The organism is Caballeronia sp. INML2 (assembly GCF_023631365.1).
Classification (GTDB): domain Bacteria; phylum Pseudomonadota; class Gammaproteobacteria; order Burkholderiales; family Burkholderiaceae; genus Caballeronia; species Caballeronia turbans.
In genome coordinates, this window is sequence record NZ_JALQDH010000013.1 from 95,307 (window position 1) to 114,118 (window position 18,812).

At 64.1% G+C, this 18,812-nt stretch carries 16 protein-coding genes; 12 read left to right on the forward strand and 4 right to left on the reverse strand.

Annotation, left to right across the window (positions count from 1 at the left end; genetic code table 11):
* Window positions 1-15: 15 nt before the first annotated feature.
* Window positions 16-1,158, forward strand: coding sequence for a nitrogen regulation protein NR(II) (gene glnL / locus NCT32_RS04740; RefSeq protein WP_061119873.1), 1,143 nt, complete (start codon window positions 16-18; stop codon window positions 1,156-1,158).
* Window positions 1,159-1,267: 109 nt separating this feature from the next.
* Entirely contained in the window at window positions 1,268-2,752 is a 1,485-nt protein-coding gene (ntrC, locus tag NCT32_RS04745) for a nitrogen regulation protein NR(I) (protein WP_061119872.1), read from the forward strand.
* Between the two features lie 18 nt (window positions 2,753-2,770).
* Here the strand turns inward: ntrC and xth are convergent, their stop codons facing one another.
* The 3 genes from xth to NCT32_RS04760 all read right to left on the reverse strand — a co-directional run bounded on the left by xth (window position 2,771) and on the right by NCT32_RS04760 (window position 5,657).
* On the reverse strand, window positions 2,771-3,553 hold the full coding sequence (gene xth, locus NCT32_RS04750; protein ID WP_061119871.1) for an exodeoxyribonuclease III: 783 nt from the start codon (window positions 3,551-3,553) through the stop codon (window positions 2,771-2,773).
* 428 nt (window positions 3,554-3,981) lie between these two features.
* A complete protein-coding gene (locus NCT32_RS04755; protein WP_061119869.1) occupies window positions 3,982-5,004 on the reverse strand; it encodes an acyltransferase family protein in 1,023 nt (340 codons plus the stop codon).
* 170 nt (window positions 5,005-5,174) lie between these two features.
* Entirely contained in the window at window positions 5,175-5,657 is a 483-nt protein-coding gene (locus NCT32_RS04760) for a hypothetical protein (RefSeq protein ID WP_061119868.1), read from the reverse strand.
* Between NCT32_RS04760 and NCT32_RS04765 the strand changes: the two genes are divergently transcribed.
* From NCT32_RS04765 to NCT32_RS04800, 8 genes are all read left to right on the forward strand, one after another.
* Window positions 5,544-5,969, forward strand: a complete 426-nt coding sequence (locus NCT32_RS04765; protein ID WP_143756377.1) for a hypothetical protein — start codon at window positions 5,544-5,546, stop codon at window positions 5,967-5,969. The genes NCT32_RS04760 and NCT32_RS04765 overlap by 114 nt on opposite strands.
* Window positions 5,970-6,096: 127 nt before the next feature.
* Window positions 6,097-6,192: a K(+)-transporting ATPase subunit F gene (gene kdpF, locus NCT32_RS04770; protein WP_040049727.1), complete on the forward strand. Its 96-nt coding sequence runs from the start codon at window positions 6,097-6,099 to the stop codon at window positions 6,190-6,192.
* Complete coding sequence (gene kdpA / locus NCT32_RS04775) at window positions 6,189-7,973, forward strand: potassium-transporting ATPase subunit KdpA (RefSeq protein WP_061119867.1); 1,785 nt, start codon at window positions 6,189-6,191, stop codon at window positions 7,971-7,973. Before kdpF ends, kdpA begins: the two co-directional genes overlap by 4 nt.
* An 85-nt stretch (window positions 7,974-8,058) precedes the next feature.
* The gene (gene kdpB / locus NCT32_RS04780) at window positions 8,059-10,116 is read left to right on the forward strand and encodes a potassium-transporting ATPase subunit KdpB (protein ID WP_061119946.1); all 2,058 of its coding nucleotides are present in this window, start codon (window positions 8,059-8,061) and stop codon (window positions 10,114-10,116) included.
* Window positions 10,117-10,144: 28 nt separating this feature from the next.
* Window positions 10,145-10,726 carry a potassium-transporting ATPase subunit KdpC gene (gene kdpC, locus NCT32_RS04785; RefSeq protein ID WP_061119945.1) on the forward strand — a complete coding sequence of 194 codons (582 nt, stop codon included), beginning with the start codon at window positions 10,145-10,147 and terminating at the stop codon, window positions 10,724-10,726.
* A 697-nt stretch (window positions 10,727-11,423) separates the two neighbouring features.
* Window positions 11,424-14,213 (forward strand): sensor histidine kinase KdpD, encoded by a 2,790-nt coding sequence (locus tag NCT32_RS04790; RefSeq protein WP_061119866.1) that lies wholly within the window; start codon window positions 11,424-11,426, stop codon window positions 14,211-14,213.
* Window positions 14,206-14,901, forward strand: coding sequence for a two-component system response regulator KdpE (gene kdpE, locus NCT32_RS04795; RefSeq protein WP_061119865.1), 696 nt, complete (start codon window positions 14,206-14,208; stop codon window positions 14,899-14,901). The genes NCT32_RS04790 and kdpE overlap by 8 nt, the downstream gene beginning before the upstream one ends.
* 46 nt (window positions 14,902-14,947) lie before the next feature.
* Entirely contained in the window at window positions 14,948-15,532 is a 585-nt protein-coding gene (locus tag NCT32_RS04800) for a GNAT family N-acetyltransferase (protein WP_061119864.1), read from the forward strand.
* Here NCT32_RS04800 and NCT32_RS04805 read toward each other — a convergent pair.
* Window positions 15,516-16,415: a LysR family transcriptional regulator gene (locus NCT32_RS04805; RefSeq protein WP_061119863.1), complete on the reverse strand. Its 900-nt coding sequence runs from the start codon at window positions 16,413-16,415 to the stop codon at window positions 15,516-15,518. The two genes, NCT32_RS04800 and NCT32_RS04805, sit on opposite strands and share 17 nt — an antisense overlap.
* A gap of 108 nt (window positions 16,416-16,523) precedes the next feature.
* Here NCT32_RS04805 and NCT32_RS04810 point away from each other — a divergent pair, with 108 nt between their 5' ends.
* Window positions 16,524-17,360 (forward strand): nitrilase-related carbon-nitrogen hydrolase, encoded by an 837-nt coding sequence (locus tag NCT32_RS04810; RefSeq protein WP_061119944.1) that lies wholly within the window; start codon window positions 16,524-16,526, stop codon window positions 17,358-17,360.
* A 78-nt stretch (window positions 17,361-17,438) separates the two neighbouring features.
* Window positions 17,439-18,716 (forward strand): amidohydrolase family protein, encoded by a 1,278-nt coding sequence (locus NCT32_RS04815; RefSeq protein ID WP_061119862.1) that lies wholly within the window; start codon window positions 17,439-17,441, stop codon window positions 18,714-18,716.
* Window positions 18,717-18,812 lie beyond the last annotated feature (96 nt).

The following is an 18,812-nucleotide window of genomic DNA, read 5'->3' on the forward strand; positions in this document are numbered from 1 at the left end:
CTCAACCATTGCACGATGGTGTTAAAGAACCTGATCAAGGCGCGCAAGGGCCACGCGGATGCGCTGACGGACGACTCGCAACTGGCGGCAAGCGGACTGCTTCCGGGATTCGAGGCGCTGCCCACGAACGTGCTCGTTCTGGACATGCGCAATCTCAGGATCGCGTACGCGAACCCGTCGGCCGAAGCGATGCTGGAGATGTCGCGCAAGCAACTGACGCAGATGAACTGGCCCGAGCTGTTCGCGAATGCGGACGAGCTGGCGACCACGATCGCGTCGATCGCGGAGAACCGCTTCAACGCGACGCGGCTCGACGCGGTGCTCGAACGTCAAAGCCGCGAGCCGGTGCATGTGCACGCCATTGTCGGCTATCTCGAAGCGGCGTCGGAGTACGTGCTGCTCGAACTCTTCGAGAACGAGCGCCATCTGCGCACCGATCGCGAAGAGCGCATCCACGATCTCACTGCCGTCAACAAGCAGCTGATCCGCAATCTCGCGCACGAGATCAAGAACCCGCTCGGCGGCATCCGGGGCGCCGCGCAGTTGCTGGAGTTCGAGCTCGGCGCACGCGAACGCGACGAACTGCGCGAGTACACGCAGGTCATCATCAAGGAGTCGGATCGCCTGCAGACGCTCGTCGATCGCTTGCTGGAGCCGCACCGGCATCCGCATATCGTCGGCGATGTGAACATCCACGAAGTATGCGAGCGCGTGCGGGCCGTGATCCTCGCGGAGTTCCCGCGCGGCCTCACGATCGAGCGCGACTACGACGTGAGCGTGCCCGACCTGCGCGGCGACAAGGAGCAACTGATTCAGGCGCTCCTCAACGTCGTGCGCAACGCAGCCGAAGCGCTGAAGGAGCGCATTTCTCAGGGCGATGCGCGGATCGAACTGCGCACGCGTATCGCGCGCAAGGTGACGATCGGCAAAAAGCTGCACAAACTGGCATTGGACTTGCATATCACTGACAACGGTCCCGGCATCCCCAGCGAAATCCGCGACCGGATCTTCTTCCCGCTCGTATCGGGCAGGGAAGACGGCAGCGGACTCGGTCTCACGCTCGCGCAGTCGTTCGTGCATCAGCACGATGGCTTGATCGAAGTCGAGAGCCGGCCGGGTTGCACCGAATTCGCCATCTTGTTGCCGTTTGAGAATTGATCACGATCGACCAGCGACGTCACGCGAAGCACGTGACACATCAGGCATCGAAGCCTGACCGTTTCGACGGGCTCACACCGAACCATACGAAGACTTCTCGCCGAACGATATGAAGCCGATCTGGATAGTAGACGACGACCAATCCATCCGCTGGGTGCTGGAAAAGGCGCTGGCCCGAGAAAACTTCACGACGCGCAGTTTCTCCGGTGTGCGCGATGCGCTCGCCGCGCTCGAAGGAGAAAGCCCGCAAGTGCTCGTCTCCGACATCCGCATGCCGGGCGGCTCCGGGCTGGAGCTGCTGCAGACCGTGCGCGACCGCCTGCCGGGTCTGCCCGTCATCATCATGACGGCGTTCTCGGATCTGGATAGCGCCGTGGCCGCATTCCAGGGCGGCGCGTTCGAATATCTCGCCAAGCCCTTCGATGTCGACAAGGCCGTCGAGCTGATCCGCCGCGCCGTCGACGAAAGCATGCGCGGCGAGGCGGCCGTCGACGAGCGGGTGACGGAAACGCCCGAGATGCTCGGCCAGGCGCCCGCGATGCAGGATATGTTCCGCGCGATCGGCCGCTTGTCGCATTCGGCGGCGACCGTGCTCATCACGGGCGAATCAGGCACCGGAAAGGAGCTTGTCGCGCGCGCTTTGCACCGACATAGCCCACGCGCGAACGGACCGTTCATCGCACTGAACACGGCGGCGATTCCGAAGGATCTGCTGGAGTCCGAACTGTTCGGCCACGAGCGCGGCGCATTCACCGGCGCGCAGGCGATGCGCCAGGGCCGCTTCGAGCAGGCCGAGAACGGCACGCTCTTTCTGGATGAAATCGGCGACATGCCGTTCGACCTTCAGACGCGCCTGTTGCGCGTGCTGTCGGACGGACAGTTCTATCGGGTGGGCGGCCACAATCCGCTGAAGGCGAACGTGCGGGTGATCGCGGCGACGCACCAGAATCTCGATGCGCGCGTGCGGCAGGGCTTGTTCCGCGAGGACTTGTATCACCGCCTGAACGTGATTCGCCTGCGTCTGCCGGCACTGCGCGAGCGCAGCGAGGATATTCCGCTGCTCACGCGCCATTTCCTGCAAAAGAGTGCGCGGGATCTCGGCGTCGAGCCCAAGCGTGTGTCGGATGCGGCGCTCGCGTATCTCGCGTCGCTGCCGTTTCCCGGCAACGTGCGTCAGCTCGAGAACCTCTGCAACTGGCTCACGGTGATGGCGCCCGCGCAGGTGATCGAGCAGAAGGATCTGCCGCCCGATCTCACGCCGCGGCAAGATTATGCGCCGGAGGTCATTGCCGTTTCTTCCGATGGCGCGGTGGCGCCGGCGCCTGCTGCGCCGAACGGCGCGATCGCGTCGGCGCCGACGGTCGCGGGCGTCGCGACGAGTGTGTGGGAGAACGGCTTGCGCACCGAAGTCGCGCGCCTGTTGCGCGAAAATTCCGCCGACGTGATGGATGAACTCGCGCGCCGCTTCGAAGCCGCGGTGATCCGCGAGGCGCTGGATTTCACGCGCGGGCGCAAGGTCGAGGCGGCGGAGCGGCTGGGCATCGGCCGCAATACGATCACGCGCAAGATTCAGGAACTGCATCTCGACGCGTGAGCGGCGCTTGAACAGGGATCAGTCGATCGTCGCGATCACGGGCGCGTGGTCGGACGGCTGATCCCACTTGCGCGGCACCTTATCCACTTCACATGACGTGCAGCGCGCCGCGAGCTGTTCCGACAACAAAATGTGATCGATGCGCAGCCCCGCGTTGCGGCGGAACGCCATCATCCGGTAGTCCCACCACGTAAAGAGCTTCTCGGGCTGCTCGAACTTGCGGAAGGCATCGGTCAGGCCGAGCTCGACGAGCTGCGCGAAGTGCGCGCGCTCTTCGGGCGAGACGAGATTCTGTCCTTCCCAGGCCTTCGGATCGTGCACATCGCGGTCTTCCGGCGCGATGTTGTAATCGCCCAGTAGCGCAAGCTGCGGGTGACGCGCCATATCCTCGCGCAGCCATTCACGCAGCGCATTCAGCCAGCGCATCTTGTAGGCGAACTTCTCGGAGCCGGGCGCCTGACCGTTCGGGAAATAGGCCGAGACGATGCGCACGCCGTCGATCGTCGCGGCGATCACCCGTTGCTGCAAGTCCTCGAAACCGGGGATATTGCGCACCACGCTGATTTCATCCACTTCGAAGCCCGCGTCCGCTCGCACCAGAATGCCGACGCCGTTGTACGTCTTCTGTCCCGCGAACCAGCTCTTGTAGCCGGCGGCTTCGAGCTCGGCGCGAGGGAATTTCTCGTCGGGCATCTTCAGTTCCTGAAGGCACAACACGTCGACGCCCGAGAGCGCGAGCCAGTCGATGACGTGTTGCTGGCGGACTTTGAGGGAGTTGACGTTCCAGGTGGCGATTTTCACGAGATTCAGAGACGCTTTGTCAGTAAGGCTTTGAGGAGGGCGGGCGCTTGGGCGCGGGTCTAGCTATTCACTTGGCTACCCCCCGGGCCTTGGTGGGCGATCGGGCGGGGGCGAGGGCGCCAGCCATTCTATCCGCGCTCACTTCGATTGGCACGACGAACGCCGACGGCACGCCTAATCTGAGCACATCGCAGGGCCAGCTTGCCTCGAGCACAGCAGCGATCGTCGGCGCAAAAAACGACGACATCCTCGAGGTCGTGAACGGCGTCGATCCCGACACATCGGCCGGCCGGTTCCAGGACGGGATCGGGCGCATCTACTTCATCGAGCGTCACCCGGCGCTGCCGACCACAGTCACGGCGACCTGCTTGGGTCTCCCGGGCACGTCAATTCCTGTGGGTGCCCGAGCGCGGGCCACGGATGCAGCGCTACGGGGCCGATCGAGGTATGCCCCTCACCAACCAGGGGGCGTACCTGTTGACAAGCCAACAGAACGGCATCAACGCAACGATCGCGACCAGGGCGTAGATCACTCCCCACTTGAGTGTGTCCTGGACATGCCAATCAGTGATCTGCGCATTGTTCAACTGTCCGATGACAACGTTGATAAGTATTAAAACGTTGCCTTGGAACATGAAAAGCGTGAGGCTGTTCTCGCCTAGCCGCTTCAATACTCGGACGCGCGACAGCGCTTGCGCCAGCGAGATGCAGGCAACAATGCCTGCGGCTGATCCGGCAGCATAGAGGTACAGGTGTCGCCCGTAGCCGAGTCCGAGCATGTCGCTTCGGCTATTGAACTGCACCACGACCCATACCGCGAAGAATAAGAGCGCTGCGATACAAAACGAAGTGCGTCTTCGCAAACTCTCGACAACGGGCGACAGCGGCCGGCATAGGTAGCCAGCAATCATGAAGCAAACAGCCATCAATGCTGTATCGGAACTCCAGGGCCACCTAGGCAGGTGCATTGACCTTGCGATTGAGCTGTATTCGTAGGCGACGATCGAAAGAAAAACGACTGCTACTGCTAATGCCCGGGTAGTCCTTAGTCTTGTGAGAAGCTTGAAATACGCGAAGGTCACGAACAGGCACGGCAGGAACCAGTACGGTTTGTCGATTTTCAGCGCCGGGGCAGACGAGTACAGAAAACCCCATATCGCCTGCGCAGTCGTCGTCGGGTCGTCGATGAGCGCCTTTTCGTAAGACGTGAAAATCGCAAGCTGTATGAGGCACAACAGCAAGTAGGGAATCAGCAATGACTTGGCCTTGTCAGCCATTGAAAGCGAATTTGCATTGGCGACGAGAAACCCTGAAAGAAAGAAGAACAACGGCATGTGGAACGCGTACACGAACGCTCGACTCTCGTAGGAGAGCGGGCTGTGCCCGAGAACCACAAAGAAAATGCCGATTCCCTTAGCCGCGTCGATCCAATCCACTCTGCGCTTTGCCACTGCTCCCCCTGTTTTAGAGCGCGCATTTTACCAGTGACAAACCAGCCGCCCGCGAGGCGGCAAGCAGGTGCAGACCGGTCACACCAAGCCACCTTCGGGTGGCTTTTTCTTTTGAGGTTACGACCGTCTTCCGGCCGTCCTGCGGCAGGCGATGCAGCCTCGGGCGACGACTAGTCGGCTGGTGCAGCAACGGCCGCATCGACCTTTCGCGTTGATGGCAGCAGAGCCCTCCACTCCTTGACCGCCCCAAACTCGATGTATCGATACGACAGCCAGGACACGAGATATACGAGACCGAGGTAGCCGAGAAACGTGGGCGCAGTGTAGGCCAGCTCGACCGTGCGCACGCATTTCGCAAGCAGTACACGAAGAGCAAGGCCGTGCTCGCGGCCGATGGTCTCGTCGATCTCGCCGAGCAACTTACGCAACTCGTCCTCGGATAGCATGACGCGTGATCTGACCGGCGGACGCGGGCCCATGATCGACTTCTGCGTGATGCCGACGCACGGATTGACGTCGATCATCCGCTTCCGTGAGGCGTGCGCAAACAGTTGCGTCGATGTCGTGAGGATGCGTTTGCAGACGGTCCACGATCGCTTGCTGCGTTCCAGCATGTGCATGATGTCAGCCGGCGTGACCTTGCGAACTTCCATCGAGCCGAGCTTCGGGCGAAGCACGTTTTCCAGATCCCACTTTCGGTAATAGATCGTCCCGTCAGCGAGAGGCGCTTTCAGCGTCTTGTCTTTGAAGTCATCGATCAGATCCGAGACGTTCCACGCGGCAATCGACCGGACCTTTTCGGCGCGCTTCCCAGCGGCTGGATCGTGCCCGGCATCTACTGCGGCGCGATGCGTGCGCGCGGCCTTTGTGTCGTGACGACAGCCTGTTTACGCGATTTTTACGCCCCGATTCCCACCTTTGTCGCGCCCTTTACGTCCATTTCCTTAATCTCGACCCTGTCCTGAACCACACAAGGGGAGAACACGACATGGACCTGCTTTACCTCGCCGGCATCGTCCTTTTTTGGGGACTATGCGTGGCGCTCGCGGGCGGCTGCGAGCGATTGCACCGCCGCGTGCCCGGAGGCCGCTCATGAACGCCTGGATGATGTGGCTCGCGGCAGCCTCGACGCTGCTGCTTCTCGTGTACCTCGTGTACGCGCTCCTGCGTGCGGAGGATCTCGAATGAACGCCAATACCTTCGTGCAGACGGCGATCTTCATCGTCGTACTCATCGCGCTCGCGATTCCGCTCGGGCGTTACATGGCGGGCGTGCTCGACGGCACGTCGATCGTCGTGCGCAGAATCGGCCGCCCGCTCGAATCGATGCTCTACCGCATCGCCGGCGTCGACCCCGATGCCGAGATGTCATGGAAGCATTACGCGCTTGCCGTGCTGCTCTTCAATGTCCTCGGCGCGCTCGTGTTGTACGCGTTGCTGCGCCTGCAAGGCATGCTGCCGCTCAATCCGCAATCCATGAGCGGCATGACGCCCGATGCCGCGTTCAACACCGCCGTCAGCTTCGTGACCAACACGAACTGGCAGGACTACGGCGGCGAAAGCACGCTCGGCTATCTCGCGCAGATGTTCGGCCTTACCGTGCAGAACTTCCTGTCGGCGGCGACGGGCATCGCGGTCGTCGTCGCGCTGATTCGCGGCTTCAAGCGGCACTCGGCGCAGACCATCGGCAACTTCTGGGTGGATCTCACGCGCACGACGCTGTACATCCTCGCGCCGCTCGCCGTCGTCTTCGCGCTCGTCTTCGTGAGCCAGGGCGCGATCCAGAACTTCAAGGCGTCTCAGGACGTGCCGACGCTTCAGGTCACGCGTTATCAGATGCAATCGACTGACGCGCAGGGCAAGTCCGTCACGCAAACGCTCACGGCCGACAAGCAGACGTTGCCGATGGGCCCGGTCGCGTCGCAGGAAGCGATCAAGATGCTCGGCACCAACGGCGGCGGCTTCTTCAACGCCAACTCCGCGCATCCGTACGAGAACCCGACGCCATTCTCGAACTTCATGCAGATGCTCGCGATGCTGATCATCCCGGCGGCGCTGTGCGTCGTGTTCGGCCGCACGGTCGGCGACGGCCGGCAAGGCTATGCCGTGCTCGCCGCGATGACCATCGCGTTCGCGGCCGCGTGCGTCGGCGAGATTTCGGCGGAGCAGGCGGGCAATCCGCTCTACGCGTCGTTGCACGTCGATACGCGCGCCTTCGCATCGCAGGCGGGCGGCAACATGGAAGGCAAGGAAACGCGCTTCGGCATTGCGCAATCGGGCATCTTCACGGTCGCGACCACGGCGGCGTCGTGCGGCGCGGTTGCGAACATGCACGATTCACTGACGCCATTGGGCGGCCTCGTGCCGATGCTGCTGATCCAGCTCGGCGAAGTGATCTTCGGCGGCGTCGGCTCTGGGCTCTACGGCATGCTTGTCTTCGCGCTGCTCGCGGTTTTCGTCGCGGGGCTGATGATCGGACGCACGCCGGAATACGTCGGCAAGAAGATCGAGTCGTTCGAGATGAAGATGGTGTCGATCGCGATCCTGCTCACACCGCTGATCGTGCTCGTGGGCACGTCGATCGCCGTGCTCACGGCGTCGGGCACCGCGGGTATCGCGAATCCCGGCGCGCATGGCTTCTCCGAAATCCTCTATGCGTTCAGCTCCGCCGCCAACAACAACGGCAGCGCGTTCGCGGGCCTTTCGGTGAACACGCCGTTCTATAACTCGATGCTCGCCATCGCGATGTGGTTCGGCCGCTTCGGCTCGATCGTGCCCGTGCTCGCCATCGCGGGCTCGCTCGCGGCGAAGAAACGTCTTGCCGTGACCGCCGGCACGCTGCCGACGCACGGTCCGCTCTTCGTGGTGCTGCTGCTCGGCACGCTGCTGCTCGTCGGCGCGCTCACGTATGTGCCGGCGCTCGCGCTCGGTCCCATCGTCGAGCATCTCACCATGATCACAGGCCACTGAATTCGGGAACAGCATGACTCAATCCAATCAACCTCCGCTGCATCGCCCGGAGAATCTCGGGCAGGCACGCACGGCGGCGCGCTCGATGTTCGACCCGGCGCTCGTGAAGCCCGCGATCGTCGATGCGTTCAGGAAGCTCGGGCCGCGCACGCAATTGCGCAATCCGGTGATGTTCTGCGTCTACGTCGGCAGCATCCTGACGACGGTCCTCTTCATTGCCGCGCTCGCCGGCCAGGCCGAAGCGCCTGCCGGTTTCATTCTCGCGATCGCACTGTGGCTCTGGTTCACCGTGCTCTTCGCGAACTTCGCCGAAGCGCTCGCGGAAGGGCGCTCGAAGGCGCAGGCCGCGTCGTTGCGCAGCGCGAAGCACAACGTGATGGCGAAGAAGCTCAACGAGCCGCATCCGAAGTCGCCGATCCGCATCACGACGTCGACCGATCTGCGTAAAGGCGATGTCGTCCTCGTCGAAGCGGGCGATGTGATTCCCGCCGATGGCGAAGTGATCGAAGGCGTCGCATCCGTCGACGAATCGGCGATCACGGGCGAATCGGCGCCGGTGATCCGCGAGTCGGGCGGCGACTTCTCGTCGGTGACGGGGGGCACGCGCGTGCTCTCGGACTGGATCGTCGTGCGTGTGTCGGTGAATCCGGGCGAGGCGTTTCTGGATCGCATGATCGCGATGGTGGAGGGCGCCAAGCGTCAGAAGACGCCGAACGAAATCGCGCTGACGATCCTGCTCGTCGCGTTGACGCTCGTGCTGCTCTTCGCCACGGCCACGCTGCTGCCGTTCTCGCTGTTCTCCGTGGAAGCGGCGAAGCAGGGCCACGTCGTGACGATCACCGCGCTCGTCGCGCTGCTCGTGTGTCTGATTCCGACGACGATCGGCGGGCTGCTTTCGGCGATCGGCGTCGCGGGCATGAGCCGCATGATGCAGGCGAACGTGATCGCCACGTCGGGCCGCGCGGTCGAGGCGGCGGGCGACGTCGACGTGCTGTTGCTCGACAAGACCGGCACGATCACGCTCGGCAATCGCCAGGCATCGACGTTCGTCGCGGCGCCAGGCATCGCCGAGCGCGATCTCGCCGATGCGGCGCAACTCGCATCGCTCGCCGATGAAACGCCGGAAGGCCGCAGCATCGTCGTGCTGGCGAAGCAGCGCTTCAATATCCGCGAGCGCGACATGGCGACACTGCACGCGACGTTCCTCGCGTTCACGGCGCAGACGCGCATGAGCGGCGTCGATCTTCAGAATCGCGAGATCCGCAAGGGCGCGGCCGATGCGGTGAAGAAGTACGTCGAAGAGCACGGCGGGCGCTTTGCGCAGGACGTGCAGAACGCCGTCGACGAGATCGCGCGTCGCGGCAGCACGCCGCTCGTGGTCGCCGAGCGCGTGAACGATACGACGCGTGCGCTCGGCGTGATCGAGTTGAAGGACATCGTGAAGGGCGGGATTCGCGAGCGGTTCGCGGAGCTGCGCAAGATGGGCATCAAGACGGTGATGGTGACGGGCGACAACCGCCTGACGGCCGCGGCGATCGCGGCGGAAGCGGGCGTCGACGACTTCCTGGCCGAGGCGACGCCCGAGGCCAAGCTCACGACGATCCGCGAACATCAGGCGCAGGGGCGGCTCGTCGCGATGACCGGCGACGGCACCAACGACGCGCCCGCGCTCGCGCAGGCCGACGTCGCGGTGGCGATGAACACCGGCACGCAGGCCGCGAAGGAAGCGGGCAACATGGTCGACCTCGATTCGAATCCGACGAAGCTGATCGAGATCGTCGAGATCGGTAAGCAGATGCTGATGACGCGCGGCTCGCTGACGACGTTTTCCATCGCGAATGATGTCGCCAAGTACTTCGCGATCATCCCGGCCGCGTTCGCGACGACGTATCCGCAGTTGCGCGTGCTGGATGTCATGCATCTGGCTTCGCCTGCGTCGGCGATCTTGTCGGCGGTGATCTTCAACGCGCTGATCATCGTGTTTCTGATTCCGCTGGCGCTCAAGGGCGTGAAGTATCGCGCGCTCGGTGCGGCTTCGTTGTTGCGACGGAACCTGCTGATCTACGGCCTAGGCGGAATTCTGTTGCCGTTTCCGTTCATCAAGCTGATCGATATGACGATCGCCGCGCTGGGCTGGAGTTGACCGCATCTTTTATCGAGGCATGTACATCATGAAGAGCTTTTTGCGTCCCATGCTGGTGTTGTTCGTCGCGTTGAGCGTCGTGACGGGCGTGGTGTATCCGGCGGTCGTGACCGCGATCGGACAGGCGGCGTTTTCGCATCAGGCCAATGGCAGTCTGATCGAGCGCGATGGCAAGGTGATCGGCTCGGCGATCATCGGACAGCAGTTCGATGCGCCTGGGTATTTCTGGGGCCGTTTGTCGGCGACGACGCCGAATCCGTATAACGCCGGGAATTCCGGCGGCTCGAATCTCGGGCCGACGAATCCCGCGCTCGCCGATGAGGTCAAGGCGCGGATCGCCGCGTTGCATGAGCTCGATCCGGGCAATCGGGCTGCCGTGCCTGTCGATCTCGTGACTTCGTCGGGGAGCGGGCTCGATCCGGATATCAGTCCTGCTGCCGCGGCTTATCAGGTTCCTCGCGTTGCGAAGGAGCGCGGGATGTCGGTGGCGGAGGTCGAGGCGATTGTCGCTCGGGCCACGAGCGGGCGGCAGTTTGGTTTGCTCGGAGAGCCCAGGGTGAATGTGCTTAAATTGAATCTTGATTTGGATGAGAAGCACGTGGGGCGGTAGGGGTTTTTTTTTGCCGGATCCCGTTTTGTTTTTGGTTTATTAGCACTGCCCCTGTGCGGGGCGGCAGTCACTTTCTTTGCTGCTGCAAAGAAAGTAACCAAAGAAAGCAGCTTGTTAGGCCCGCGGTCACACGCAGTTTGGCCATGCTTGCCAGGCGATCGTGGGCTGCCTAAGTGTCGCCCTCACAAGACTAATCGGGCTTGGATCGCACACGGTCTGACAAGCTAGTTGTTCAAGCGCGCTGGTTCAGCACAAAATGGCGCCGGCACAGCGCTACGCGCTGCCGCAGGGTATGCAAGGGACAACATCGGTCTGACTTGCAGTGAGATGGAGGCGTTAGTAAAGAAGGTTCGGCAAACCCGATTGACCGGTCGGCCGCGAAGCGGGCTGGAGCCATTTGGCGCTGAGCCAGTGAGTGAAGCGGTGCGAGGCGACAGACCGTGCGCGAGCCAAGCCCGGTTGGGCCTATGAGGGAGACACTTAGGCAGCCCACGATGGGCTGGCAAGCATGGCCAAACTGCGTGTGACCGCGGGCGTCTCGAGCTGCTTTCTTTGGTTACTTTCTTTGCAGCAGCAAAGAAAGTGACTGCCGCCCCGCACAGGGGCAGAGCCAATCGACCGACACGAACACAGGATTCCATAGAAGCCCGAGCAAACCGAAGCAAACCAAAGCAAAGCGAAGCAAAAAACCAGAACCATGCCCCGCCCAACCCCCGACGAACTCCTCGACAAACTCCACCGCGACGAAGAAAAACGCCAGCGCGGAAGGCTGAAGATCTTCTTCGGCGCCTCAGCCGGCGTAGGCAAAACCTTCGCGATGCTCCAGGCCGCGCGCCGCCGCCGCGACGAGAACGTGGAAGTCGTCGTCGGCGTGGTCGAAACGCATGGCCGCAAGGAAACCCTCGCCCTGCTCGAAGGGCTCGAAACATTCCCGCCTGCGCGCATCGAGTACCGCGGCCGTCTGCTCGCCGAATTCGACCTCGACGCAGCCCTGGCAAGAAAGCCCCAACTCATCCTCGTCGACGAACTCGCACATTCGAACGTGCAAGGCTCGCGCCACATGAAGCGCTGGCAGGACGTGCAGGAACTGCTCGACGCGGGCATCGACGTCTACACGACCGTCAACGTCCAGCACCTCGAAAGCCTGAACGACATCGTGGGCCGCATCACCGGCATTCGCGTCTGGGAGACCGTGCCCGACCGCATCTTCGATCTCGCCGATGAAGTCACGCTCGTCGATCTTCCGCCCGAAGAACTGCTCGACCGTCTGCGCGAAGGCAAGGTCTATCTGCCGCAGCAAGCCGAGCACGCGGTGCGCAACTTCTTTCGCAAAGGCAACCTGATCGCGCTGCGCGAGCTCGCGTTGCGCCGCACGGCGGACCGCGTCGATGCGCAGATGCGCGAATATCGCGCCGATCAGTCGATCGAACGCATCTGGCGCGCGCGCGAGCGGCTCATCGCGTGCGTCGGGCCGGGACCGGAAAGCGCGACGCTCGTGCGCGCGGCGGCGCGGCTCGCCGCTGCGCTCAAGGCCGACTGGCTCGCCGTCTACGTCGAAACGCCGAAGCTGCAACGCCTGTCCGACGACATCCGCCGCCGCACGCTCGATGCGCTCAAGCTCGCCTCCGAACTCGGCGCGGAAACGGTGACGCTCGACGGCGCCGATGCCGCCGCGACGCTCATCGACTATGCGCACATGCGCAACGTGTCGAAGCTCGTCGCGGGCGCATCGGCGAGTGAAGGATGGCGGCGCGTGTTCGCGCGGCCGGTCAGCGAGCGCATCATCCGGCAGGGCTCGGATATCGACGTGACGCTCGTTTCGACCGGCGCCCGCGACGAGCGACGCCGCACGCTCGCGCAGGCGTTCGGCATCTGGCGCGACGGCGCGCACTCGCCGCCGCGCGCCTATGTCGTCGCGCTCGCGATCGGCGGCGCCATCACGCTCGTCGCCGACATGCTGGCCGCGCATCGGTTCGCGCTCACGAATCTCGTGATGCTGTACCTGCTCGGCGTGATCTTCGCAGCGGTGCGCCTCGGGCGCGGGCCGGGCGTGATGCTGTCGTTCCTTTCCGTCGCCGCGTTCGATTTTTTCTTCGTGCCGCCCGAGCTGTCTTTCTCCGTGACGGACACGCAGTATCTGCTGACCTTCATCGTGATGCTGCTGACCTCGCTCACGATCAGCCATCTGACGTCGAGCCTGCGGCGCGAGGCGCGCATCGCGTCGCAGCGCGAACGCCGCACCGGCGCAATGTACGCGATGACCAGGGAACTCGGCGCCGCATTGATGACCGAGCAGATCATCGAAATCGGCACGCGTCACGTCGCGGAGGTGTTTCAGTCGAAGGTCGCGATGCTGTTGCCCGACGCCGCCGAAAAAGTGCGGCAGAAAGTGGGCGAGCCGAATCCGGATGTAACGCTCGACGCCGCGCGTCTCGATCTCGACATCGCGCAATGGGTCTACGACCAGCAGAAGCCCGCGGGCCGCGGCACCGAAACCTTGCCCGCGAGTCAGGCGCTCTATCTGCCGCTGAAAGCGCCGATGCGCACGCGCGGCGTGCTCGCGCTTGCGACCGAGCGCGAGGCCGAACTCGCGGTGCCCGAGCAGCGCCGCATGATCGAGACGTTCGCGTCGCAGATCGCGCTCGCGCTGGAGCGTGTGCATTACGTCGAGATCGCGCAGGACGCGCTCGTCAACATGGAATCGGAGCGCTTGCGCAACTCGCTCCTGTCCGCGATCTCGCACGATCTGCGCACGCCGCTCACCTCGATCGTCGGCTTCGCTTCGGTGCTGGAGGAACGGGCGCGCGAAGCCGGAGGCGGCGCGGATGAGGCGCAGGAACTCGTGCACGCGATCCACGAGGAAGCGCTGCGCATGAGCGGGCTCGTGACGAATCTGCTCGACATGGCGCGCCTGCAAGCGGGCGCGATTCGCCTGAACCGCCAATGGTCGATGCTCGAGGAGACCGTGGGCGCGGCGCTCGCGACCTCGCGCCGCGTGCTCGCAAGACGCGCCGTGCAAGTGCGCGTGCCCGCCGATCTGCCGCTTCTGCAGCTCGACGCGGTGCTGATGGAGCGTCTCTTCGCGAATCTGCTGGAAAACGCCGCGAAGTACACGCCGCCGGGGACACCGATACACATCAGCGCCGCGCTGGAGCACGACGGCGATGCGCGCTTCGTGCGGGTGTGCATCGACGATGAAGGCCCGGGGGTGCCGTCCGGCATGCAGACCCGTCTCTTCGACAAGTTCACGCGCGGCGAGAAGGAATCGGCGCAGCCGGGCATCGGGCTCGGTCTCGCGATCTGCCGCGCGATCGTCGAGGCGCATGGCGGGCAGATCGGGGCGGGAAATCGTGAGGACGCGAACGGACGCATACAGGGCGCGCGCTTCTGGTTCACGCTGCCGGCCGACGATGCGCCGCCGGAAGACGTGCCGCCCGATGAAGATATCGAATCGAAGGCGGCGACGCCGGGAGCGGGCGATGCCTGATGCGGCCGTATCGGTCGTCGTCATCGAGGACGATCCGCAGATTCGCCGCTTCGTGCGCGCGACGCTGCATGCGCACGGCATGACGGCGATCGAAGCCGATACGGCCGCGGCCGGCCTGCGCGAAGCCGCGACGCGCAAGCCCGATCTGATCGTGATCGATCTCGGCTTGCCGGACGCGGACGGCATCGACGTGATCCGCGAGCTGCGCGGCTGGACGCGCACGCCGGTGATCGTGCTCTCGGCGCGCACGAGCGAGCAAACGAAAGTCGCCGCGCTCGATGCGGGCGCCGACGACTATCTGACCAAGCCCTTCGGCGTGCCCGAACTGCTCGCGCGCATGCGTGCGCAGTTGCGGCGCAACGCGCAGGCGCAGGACGAGACGCCGATGATTCGCTTCGGCGATATCGCCGTCGATCTGGGCAAGCGGCTCGTGACGCGGGAAGGGCAGCCGGTGCGCCTCACGCCGATCGAATACAGGCTCCTGACTGTGCTGATGCGTCACGCGGGCTGCGTGCTCACGCATCGGCAGTTGTTGCGCGAAGTGTGGGGACCGGAACACGTCGGGAACGCGCATTACCTGCGCGTCTACATGGGGCATTTGCGGCAGAAGCTCGAGCGCGACCCCGCGCAGCCCGTGCATATCGTGACGGAGACGGGCGTCGGATATCGGCTCGCGGGCATCGGATAGCGCGGCGAATTATGATGTCGTCTCAACGCAAACCTGCCGACAGTCGATGAGCCAACCGACCCTGAACGGGCAACGCGTGCAGCTTCGCCCGCTGCAACGCGATGACCGTGCCGCCTTGCTCGATGCCGCCGCCGATGGCGAGCTCTGGAATCTGAACGTGACGGTCGTGCCGAATGAGGACACGATCGACCGCTACCTCGACACCGCGCTCGCGGGTCGCGATGCCGGCACGGTGATGCCCTTCGTAATCGTGCAGGCCGATGGCGGGCGCGTCCTCGGGAGCACGCGTTACTGGAAGATCGATCGCGCGAACCGCAAGCTCGAAATCGGCCATACGTGGCTCGCGGCATCGACGCAGCGCACCGGCATCAACACGGAAGCGAAATATCTGCTGCTCGCGCACGCGTTCGAAGCGATGAACTGCGTGCGCGTGCAATTCTCCACCGACGAGCTCAACGAGACATCGCGGGCGGCGATACTCGGCATTGGCGCGAAACAGGAAGGCATCGTGCGGCACGAGCGCATCATGCCCGATGGCCGCAAGCGCAACTCGGTGCGCTTTTCGATCATCGACGACGAATGGCCCGGCGTCAAAGCGATGCTTCTCGCGAAGCTCAGGCGTCGAGCGTAGCGGTCGCCTTCAATGTCTTCACGCGCGCTTTCATGAACGCGACGAAGCCGTGCGTGACGGTATCGTCGCGTTCGGCCTGCCATGCAAGGCCGACGCGCCATCGCGCGGCCTGATCGCGCAAGGTCAGCACGCGTGCATCGCGCAGCAGGTATCGCGCACGCGATGGCAGGAACGCGGCGCCCACGCCGCCCGCCACGGATGCGAGGACGGATTGAATGTCGTCCGCTTCCTGAATCACGCGCGGCACGAAGCCGTGCCCGGCGCGCCAGCGATCGATCTGCGCGGCGAGACCCGGCCCGCGCGTTCGCGATAGCGCGATGAATCCCGGCTCGTTCAGTTCGTTCAGGTCCATGGGCAGACGTTTGTAGCGCGTGTGCTCGGGCACGGCGAGCGCGAGCGTTTCATCGAGTACGGTGAAGCCCGAAAGCCCGGCGTTAGCGGGCATGCGCATGAATCCCACATCGAGCTTGTTCGCGAGGATGCGGCGCGTCTGCTCGTGGGACGAAAGATCGTGCAGCGTGATGCTCACGCCCGGATTGAGCGCGCCGAACTCCGCGATCAGCTTCGGCACATGCGTAAGCGTCGACAGGCACAAGCCGACGCGCAGAAACCCGCGCGCACCGCTCGCGGCTTCGCGTGCGCGCACGAGCACGGCGTCGGCATCGCGCACCAGCGCTTGCGCATCGGCGATGAAGCCGGCGCCGAACGCCGTCAGATCCGCGCCGTGGCGCCCGCGTTCGAACAGACGCGCGCCGAGGCTCGCTTCGAGCGCGGCGACCTGCTTGCTGAGCGCGGGCTGGCTGAGGTGCAGGGCTTCGGCAGCGCGGCCGAAATGGCGCAGTTCGGCGATGGTGAGGAAGGCGCGCAGGAGTTTCAGTTCCATCGGATATTCGATTCCTTCTGGCGATCGAATCGATCGAAACATTCATTTTACTTATCGATGTGCGAGCGGTTCAATGAGGCCATCTACTCGATTGTTCCGGAGCCTCGCTTGGATGCCACTTCGTTTCGCATCGCCGTGACTGCGCTCGATTCACAGCATGGCGATGCCGCGCGCCATCGTGCGCTGATCGCCGACGCCGCATTTCAGAAGGTACAGCTGGTGGTGTTCCCGCAATTGAGCATCGGCGTACCGGACGACGCATCGCGTGCCGAATCGTTCGATGGCCCTTCGATCCGCGCGATCGCCGCCGCCGTCGACGATACCGGCGTCGCGGCGGGCGTCGGCTGGATCGAGCGCACCGAAGACGGGCGCCTTTACGACAGCTATGCGATGCTCTTTCCGGGCGGCGCGCACGTGCGCCATCGCAAGCTGCATGCGTCGCATCGCGGGTTGCATAGCGGTGAGCGCTTCACCGTGTTCGATGCGCCCTTCTGCGCACGCATCGGCATTCTGATCGGCGATGACAACGACGTCGTCGAAAACGTGCGAATGACCGCGCTCCTTGGCGCGACGCTTCTCATCGCACCGATGCGCGGCGATCGAACGCATCGCGGGATGCTCGCCGCGCGCGCCGCCGACAACGGCATGTTCATCGCGTGCAGCCACACGTCGGGCGACGAGGCGCTGATCGCCGGCCCGGACGGCCGCGTGCTCGCTCGTCGTGCGTCGGGCAATGACCATCTCGTCGTCGCGGACGTGCGGCCATCGTTGGCCGAGGCGAGTGCAGGGCGCAAGGCGCTGGCCGCGCGCCGTCCTGATCTTTATGAACCGCTCGCGCGCCAGGGCAACGCCTATCCGCTCGCGATCGAACCGGAACGCGCCATGCCGCGCGGTTCGCTGTCGCTCAGTTTCGCTGTGGTCGGACGCCATCGCGTGATGCGCTGAATCGAACGCGCACGGCTTTTCTGTCCCGATACAATCGGACGAACACATCGGACGAACGGCCTGACGGAGGTTTCGCACATGGATTTGATCATTCGCCGCGCATCGCTCGCGAACTCGCGCGGGCTTAACGATATCGGCATGGAAGCGGGGCGTATTGCCGCGATCGAGCCGCATCTGGCGGCCACCGCGCGAGAGGAAATCGATGCGAACGGCTCGCTCGTCACCGCGCCTTTCGTCGATGCGCACTTCCACATGGACGCGACGCTTTCCTATGGATTGCCGCGCGTGAATGCGTCGGGCACCCTGCTCGAAGGCATTGCGCTGTGGGGCGAGCTGAAGCCCGAGCTCACGCAGGAAGCGCTCGTCGAGCGCGCGTTGCAGTACTGCGACTGGGCCGTGGCGCGCGGGCTGCTCGCGATCCGTTCTCACGTCGATGTCTGCGATCCGCGCCTCCTGGCCGTGGAAGCGCTCGTCGAAGTCAAGCGTCGCGTGAAACCGTATCTCGATCTGCAACTCGTCGCGTTTCCGCAAGACGGCGTATTGCGCAGCGCGGGCGCGTTCGACAACCTGAAGCGCGCGATCGCGATGGGCGTCGATGTCGTCGGCGGCATTCCGCACTTCGAGCGCACGATGGCCGACGGCGCGGCATCGGTGAAGCTCCTGTGCGAATACGCGGCGGAGCAGGGCTTGCGCGTCGACATGCACTGCGACGAATCCGACGATCCGATGTCGCGCCACATCGAAACGCTGGCGGCGCAAACGCATCGGCTCGGACTGCACGGCCGCGTGACCGGCTCGCATCTCACGTCGATGCATTCGATGGACAACTACTACGTCAGCAAGCTCATTCCGTTGATGCGCGAGGCGGGCGTCGCGGCGATCGCAAATCCGCTCATCAACATCACGCTGCAAGGGCGCTCGGATACGTATCCGAAGCGACGGGGCATGACGCGCGTGCCCGAACTGATGGCGGGCGGCATCACGGTCGCGTTCGGCCATGACTGCGTGATGGACCCGTGGTACAGCCTCGGCTCCGGCGACATGCTCGAAGTCGCGCACATGGGTCTGCACGTCGCGCAGATGACCGGCGTCGATGCGATGCGCGCCTGCTTCGATGCGGTGACGAAGCATCCCGCGCGCATTCTCGGGCTGGAAGGTTACGGCATCGAAACCGGATGCAACGCGGATTGCGTCGTGCTCGACGCGCGCGATCCTATCGAAGCGATACGCCTGCGGGCGGCGCGCACGGCCGTCGTGCGACGAGGCAAGGTGATCAGCCGAAGCCCTGCCGTTCGCGCGTCGCTGGCGCTGGAAGGGCGGCCATCGGAGATCGATTTCAGGATCGACAGGCGATAAAAAACCCCGGTCCCTGGATTGAACTGCACCCCAAAAGTTGGACAACCGTCCAACGACTTGGGGTGTTTTTTATGAGCAAGCACAGCGCGCAATTTA